At 41.7% G+C, this 6,853-nt stretch carries 6 protein-coding genes and 1 pseudogene; 3 read left to right on the forward strand and 4 right to left on the reverse strand.

The window, feature by feature from the left end; translation table 11 throughout:
• Positions 1-124: 124 nt before the first annotated feature.
• A pseudogene (locus LC653_RS43880) lies at positions 125-976 on the reverse strand (RNA-guided endonuclease InsQ/TnpB family protein); the annotation flags it as partial.
• Between the two features lie 158 nt (positions 977-1,134).
• Here LC653_RS43880 and LC653_RS43885 point away from each other — a divergent pair.
• Together LC653_RS43885 and LC653_RS43890 are read left to right on the forward strand one after the other, a co-directional pair.
• Complete coding sequence (locus tag LC653_RS43885; protein ID WP_229501529.1) at positions 1,135-1,338, forward strand: hypothetical protein; 204 nt, start codon at positions 1,135-1,137, stop codon at positions 1,336-1,338.
• Positions 1,335-1,526 (forward strand): DUF6887 family protein, encoded by a 192-nt coding sequence (locus LC653_RS43890; RefSeq protein ID WP_229501530.1) that lies wholly within the window; start codon positions 1,335-1,337, stop codon positions 1,524-1,526. The genes LC653_RS43885 and LC653_RS43890 overlap by 4 nt, the downstream gene beginning before the upstream one ends.
• Before the next feature lie 132 nt (positions 1,527-1,658).
• Here the strand turns inward: LC653_RS43890 and LC653_RS43895 are convergent, their stop codons facing one another.
• The 3 genes from LC653_RS43895 to LC653_RS43905 all read right to left on the reverse strand — a co-directional run bounded on the left by LC653_RS43895 (position 1,659) and on the right by LC653_RS43905 (position 5,028).
• Positions 1,659-2,912 carry a glycoside hydrolase family 10-like protein gene (locus LC653_RS43895; protein ID WP_229501533.1) on the reverse strand — a complete coding sequence of 418 codons (1,254 nt, stop codon included), beginning with the start codon at positions 2,910-2,912 and terminating at the stop codon, positions 1,659-1,661.
• Between the two features lie 99 nt (positions 2,913-3,011).
• Positions 3,012-3,893, reverse strand: coding sequence for a DUF8738 domain-containing protein (locus LC653_RS43900; protein ID WP_229501534.1), 882 nt, complete (start codon positions 3,891-3,893; stop codon positions 3,012-3,014).
• 631 nt (positions 3,894-4,524) lie between these two features.
• Positions 4,525-5,028: a hypothetical protein gene (locus tag LC653_RS43905; protein ID WP_229501531.1), complete on the reverse strand. Its 504-nt coding sequence runs from the start codon at positions 5,026-5,028 to the stop codon at positions 4,525-4,527.
• An 808-nt stretch (positions 5,029-5,836) separates the two neighbouring features.
• On the opposite strand from LC653_RS43905, the gene LC653_RS43910 reads away from it, so the two are divergent.
• Positions 5,837-6,502 carry a phosphoribosyltransferase gene (locus LC653_RS43910; RefSeq protein ID WP_229501532.1) on the forward strand — a complete coding sequence of 222 codons (666 nt, stop codon included), beginning with the start codon at positions 5,837-5,839 and terminating at the stop codon, positions 6,500-6,502.
• Positions 6,503-6,853 lie beyond the last annotated feature (351 nt).

Consider the following 6,853-nt stretch of genomic DNA (forward strand, 5'->3'; position numbering starts at 1 on the left):
GAGTCACCCTCATGGTCATTGAGTTGTCATTGGTAAAGGATTTTAAAGTGCGAACTCTACCCTTTCGGGTTACTTTACCAATGCAAGCCGTCCCTCCTTTTGGATTTAGGCTTAACGAATCGCACTCTCTATCTATCACACAACCACAATTACAAACGTGTGTTCTAGTAGATAGACATTTCTTGACAATGACTCCGCAGCTAGAGCATTCTTGACTCGTATATTGCGGATTTACCGCAACCGTGACACGCTTAAACACTTTGCCAAAGTACTCAATCCAGACACGAAACTGATACCAAGATGCGTCATTAATAGACTTAGCAAGACAATGATTCTTCACCATATTTTTAATCCTCAAATCAACGCACGGCTATCAAGTCGTTAGACTGAACTAGCAAGAGTGCTAATTTCACAGCATGGTGCAATACGATTGCCTACTTATTTTGAGGTGGCGCTTACCTAAGGTAAGCCGTGCCTTGCCCCGATTTTTTGAACCTTTTACCTTTCTGGAAACACGACGTTGTGAACGCCTGAGAACTTTTTCACCAATACGAAGAAACTTAGGGTTGTCAATCATAGCGCCGTTAGAATCGGTGTAGTATTCCTTCAGCCCAACGTCTAACCCAACTGTGTTACCAGTAGGTTCTATGTCAAGAGAACGGTTTACATCAATGCAAAACTGAACATACACACCATCCGCACGTTTTACCAATCTTACCCGTTTTATTTGGTTAATTTGGTAGAAGTGTAGGTCACGAGTACCTTTGAGTTTTAGTCTTCCAATACCTTTTTTGTCAGTAAAGGTTATACATTTACGATTAAGAGCAAGCTTCCATCCTGATGTTTTGTACTCAATAGAACGACAATCTTTTTGGAATTGGGGATATCCTTTTAAACCCGGAACACCCTTCTTGCAGTTGTCATAAAAACGAGAGATAGAAGTCCAAGCACGTTCAGCAGAAGCTTGACGAGCCAGCTACGCCGTATCCTATTTACCCAACGGAAGCTCAATATATTAAGTACGAAATTGAGCTAGAGCAATTTTTCTCACTGCGGGCTATCGCTCCTGATGCTGGCAAATATTTCAGAACTAGCGATCGCCAACGCAGGCACGACGGAAAAATGCTATGCAGTATGTTAACTGCTTATTCTACAAAGGAATATCTTACAAGTGAATTAGAAAGACATGGACTACTGTACGAAAATGACCCCCAACAATTAAGAAACGAAAATGCCTATAGCTTGGGTGTTGCGGCTGCTGCGATTGATACGATGTGTACAGAACACAGAGCAAGCTTGATGGACTTCGTTCAAAAGTATCAGCAAAACCAGAGATGACAAAACCTAACTTTCAACAAATGCCTTTAGAGCAGTTAAGAGCTTATATTTTGGAGCATCGCAACGACGATGAAGCATTCCATATCTACATTGACAGGAAACGTGCCCAATCTCCAAAACAGATGCCGATGACAATTGAGGAAGCGGAGGCTGATTTACAGAGACGGTTTGGACAGCAAGCTAGTTAAAATAATTCGTAATTCGTAATTCGTAATTCGTAATTCAGTTTTGTAACGGGGATTGAGCGCAAAACCGGAGCAGTCTGACTGACGAGTAGAAGTGTGAAGGATAAAGTATTAACTTTCATCCTTCATCCTTTCTTATGGTTTCCAGCCTGTTAGCAAATTAGGGTAAGCCGTTGGTGTGGGAAAAATTTTCTGGAAGGCAGTTTGACGCTCTTGAGGCTTTTCTTTGCTCATGTTCCAGAGGGTTTCATAGAAAAAGAAAGAGACTCCGGCAAAGTTGCGATCGCGTACTTTTTGCACTTGTGTCTGAATCTGTTGCATCGGTATAGATCGGTTTTTCAACCCAGCCAAAATGCCCACACTCACTGGAATATGGCTTTTTGCTGCTTTCACTTCTGGATACTCTAATTCGCTGATAAAAACATTCAAGTCATCACGATATATCTGCAAAACTAAGTCTTCAATAATTCCCATCCTTTCCCACTTCTGCCAGTCTGCTAAAAAGAAATCGTAGGAAAAACGTTGAGGATTAGGAGCAACAGAAACCAGGCAATCTTTTTTAGTGGCTTTAATGGCTGTAAATACCCGTTTCATAAACTCGGTGATTTTGTTAGCTCTCCAGCGTACCCATTCTGGATCTTTGAAGTTTTTGGAGGGAGCTTTACCACGGTGTTCTTTCTTGTAAAGTGCCACTGTATAAGCATCGTATCCTAATTCTGATGGTAAGCCAAAATGGTCATCAAATTGAATACCATCAATATTGTAGTTTCTAACAATTTCAACAATTAAATCTTGGATAAACTGTTGTACTTCTGGGCGAAAGGGATTTAGCCAAACGCGATTATGTGTACCTTCTTTGAGAATCCGAGTTCCATCACTGCGACTAGTGAGCCATTGGGGACGATTTTTAGCTAATAGAGAATCTGCTGGTGCCATGAAGCCAAATTCAAACCAGGGAATCACTGTTAACCCTTTTTGATGTCCCACATCCACAATTTCTTTGAGGATATCTCGTCCTTTGAGTCCGGGTGTGGGATCGAGCGATCGCCCGATAACTTTTTGGGCAACTTTGCTAGGATACAATGTATATCCCCAATTCCAAACCGCCGGATATATGGTGTTAAAATTGAGTTCGTCAAGGCGTTGCAAAGATCCCTTGAGGCGATCGCGCTTAAATAACACATCACTATCAATATTTGTTAACCACACCCCCCTTAACTCAGATGCGGGCGTTTGCGGCAGATTAATTTGAGCCTTTAAGGGGAACGATAGCGTCACCGTAGCAACTACACTCAAGGTAGCTATAACGGCAAACAAAAGAGATTTTCTGCTTTGGCGAATATTCCACCAAGAATGAAACTCAACACACCACTTTATAAACCTTTTCATCATTTGGTTACAGACATGATCAAATTATGAGCAATCAGCATGAATAGCGATCGTTTCGATTGTAAGCGCTAAAACAATCGCTATCCATGCAGAGGTTTCTTATTTGGCGCTGGCTATGAGATCATTCCAGGCTTTGACTGCTGCTTGTAAATTCTTTGGCAGGTTATTTCGAGAAATATCGTTGTACTGAACGGTACCTTCTTGACTGGTAAGAGTGTAGGTGATAAAATCAGCAGCACCACTGGGGGCTGGGTAACTCAAATTTTTGAATTTACTAAATTTAGAACGTTCTAGCGATCGCAGAAATTGTTGCACCTGTTGCACAGAAACGCGGCGAACACTACGCTCAGAATCATTGGCATCACCAATCCGCACCCGAATCAATTGTCCATCTTTGAGTAAAACAGTCTCGTAAGTTATGCCAGCAAAACCACCACTGGAAATTTGCCGAAATACTACATGTCCAGCTAATGGTGGTGGTAACTCGCTGACTGGGATTTGCACAGGGGCCAGTGGAGTTGAGCTAGCTTTTTCATTCAGCCTGAGTGCGGAACCTGTTTGATTGGTATGATAAACCAAGGTTTGTTCACCAATGCCTACAACCACCCGCCAACCTGGTACTAAAGCTTGGGTACAGAATTCATCAGCATTAGCTAATTCTAAACAGCCATCTCTCCAAGTTTGCTGTTGAAACTCAATGATTCTTAGCTGAGAAATTGGCTGTTGCAAACGTTTGGAGGCGGCTTGCAAAACAGCGTTTTTTACAGATGCGGGTAATTTATTTTGCAGATTGTTTGAGGGAGTGTTTGCCGAAGCTTTGAGAACTTCATTGCTTGTTTCTAGCGATAACTTTGCAGTAGCGCTCGTAGCACCTTTGATAAATGTTAAACCGCTAGCAACAGACAAAATTCCAGTCAAAATCAAAACAGTGAAAATTCGCCCTTGATTGGGGTTCAAGTAGTCTTTCAACATGATTTTCATCATAATATAGGGATGTTAGTCAAGAGTTATAAAACTCATAAATAGTATCCAGCCAATAATAATAAAGTATATAATTCCAGAACTTCACCGCTTTAAATTAATTTAGGATCTCTGTTCTGAAACAGATATAAAGACAGACGCTGATGTACTGATTGTTTGTTCCTTATAGAAATTCTCATTTGAATGGGTAGTGGGTAGGGACACGCCATTGCTCATTGGTGCCAACTTAAGGTGAAAACCGTTTATTGGAGAAGAGAATCCACACCCTTGTCTGGGGAAATAGCTTGCGAGAAAAGCTTGCAATACTTTTTGCTTACCTTCGTAAGCGAGAGTTCAATAAAAGTAATTTTAGAAAAGAATCCTACAGAACCGTAGCAGACGTTTTGCTCGGCTCAACCTAGTACAGTACGACGTAAATAAACCACCCATTCCAAATCGCCAAAAAGTCTGCCCTATAAGCTTTTTGACTTTTGACACTTCGACTCCTTTCGATTGCGCTACTTCGGCTACGGTTCCATGTCCGCAAGTCGAGATGCTCAGTACAAGTCAAGGCAAGTCGCTCAGTGTTAACTTTTGACTTCCGCCATGCGGTATAGCGTATACAAGATTTTGCAAGTAATTTCAGCCAAGATTAAGCGCTGATGGCTTGTTGTTCAGCTTCAACGAACTGATTCTGAGGTACATCAAATCTAATAGTACTGGCTGCCCAGTCTTTGAAATCGGGTGCTAACCAGACTAGCTTGCACAGAATTTCATCATTAACCCACAACACCAACGGGAACCGGAACTGTTTCCGAAACTCATTTCGCATGATGTTGGTACTGATGATTAATTGGTTAATTTCCATTACAGATTCTAAACCCCGTACCATCAAAGCTTCGGGTTGAGTAGTACCAATCGCACTTGTAATAGCTGTATACAATGTGTCTGTTGCAGGTGAGAGGAGGATTTCGTGGATGTCTGCTGATGAAAATTCTGTTAACACATTCAGCACTTGCTGCTGCCTTTCAACAGAGTTACAACAAGCTAATATGAGTGAGAATTCCCCACCAGAAACCATCATCGCCCTTGCCAGCCTTTTAGTGGCTGCTGTGCTGTTAGCTGTGCCGTTTTCCGAATTACTTAAGCTGATCATTAAAAAATCCTGCTTTGAACTTTAAAAATATCTAAGCAATATTCAGTTATTCTACCCTATGAATTTTTATTCAAAAGTGTTATGCGGGTAATTTGGATGAGGTTTTTTCTCTAAATACCAAGCATAATACTACCCATTGTCTAACGAAAGAGGATATCGTGTATTATCCCACACTTACAATTAAAGGATAATGTAAAGGTTGTATCAAAATCATGTAAGTAAAAGATAATGCAAGCATAAGGTAGCAGTTGACGAATTAGCAATTGAATTATCACTGTATTTTCATAGATTTTGGCATTTAACAATCGTTAAGTAATTGTTTTGCAATATAAAGTAAAAAAAGTACTCAGTGCAAGTTTAACAATAAACATTGGGAATTGGGAAAAAAGTTAACTGGCAATTGGTTTACTGTCGCCTACGGTAAGCTTTTTCCCTTGTCAAAACATTTTGGGGCGGGTGTAGAGTGTGGAGTGGTGAAATGGGATCAGCCCAAGATGCGAAAATCTCCCTCGATAAAAATTAACTCATCCGTTTGATAGAACTGTAGATCGAAAATGTCGCCTCGTTAGTCAGAGGACACGAAATTTTTAGCTTTCTAAGATCAGTTCAGAACATCTGAAAATATAACAAGTCACGCATTAAGACAAATCTGGGGGAAAATGCAACACGATGAGTTTATTGGACAGCTGCAAAATCGCGCCCGTGCCAATACCGTTCGGTTAAGGAATTTCTTGGTTGAGGCAGGCAGCCAAGGGCGAATGCGTGTAAATACTTAATTTTTTTGTAAACTAATCAGGAGTGTCACACCATGCGATTCAAAGACCGGAGGTTTGCGGGTCAAGTTTTGGCTAAAGAGTTAGCCGCTTATACTAACCGCCCAGATGTTCTGGTATTAGGGCTACCAAGGGGTGGCGTACCCGTTGCCTTTGAGGTTGCCAAAGCATTAAATGCTCCCTTAGATATTTTGGTGGTACGTAAATTGGGTGTGCCTGATCAAGAAGAACTAGCTATGGGAGCGATCGCTTCTGGTGGTGTGCGGATCGTCAATGAATATATTATCAGTCTGGTGAAGATATCCGATGAAGTAATTGCTAGGGTGGCGGTGCAAGAAGAACGGGAGTTAGAGCGACGAGAACGGCTTTATCGCCCAAATAGCGCTTTCCCAGATTTACAAGGACGCAGGGTCATCTTGGTAGATGATGGTTTAGCTACGGGTGCAACTATGTGGGCTGCTGTTGTGGCTGTACGAAAACAGCAACCTGCTCAGATTGTGATTGCTGTGCCTGTTGCTGCACCTGAAACTTGCCATGAGTTGGAAGCTGAGGTAGACAAAATTGTTTGTGTCTCGACACCTAGCCCTTTCCAAAGCGTTGGTCTTTGGTACGAAAACTTTCCCCAAACTACGGATGAAGAAGTCTGCGACTTACTCGCAAAAGTGGCAAATAATGGTGAAGCAATATCACTTGGGATATAGATAAGCTTTGATGTTTAGGAATGGGGAATGGGGAGTAGGGCGCTCTTTTAACTCCACAGTTCGTGTTAAATGAAGGCTTTGAGGTAGAGCCTAGACGCGCAATAACTTGTCAAGCAGCGTAGCTGCAATTCGTAATTGATAATTCGTAATTCGTAATTCAAGCCCACGATTAAAATCGGGGGCTTGAAATATGGTGCTACGCATTTTCGTTTCTCCATTAATAAATTAACGTGAGTTCGACGGATAGGAAAGCGCAGAAAGCTGGCAATGTAAGAATTTGCTCAACTGGCATTTACGGCAGCGATCGCGCAGAGTGGCACAGACGATAGCTACGATTAATTGAGAAGAGGT

It is taken from the genome of Nostoc mirabile CHAB5784 (assembly GCF_020829645.1).
GTDB classification, from domain to species: domain Bacteria; phylum Cyanobacteriota; class Cyanobacteriia; order Cyanobacteriales; family Nostocaceae; genus Nostoc; species Nostoc mirabile.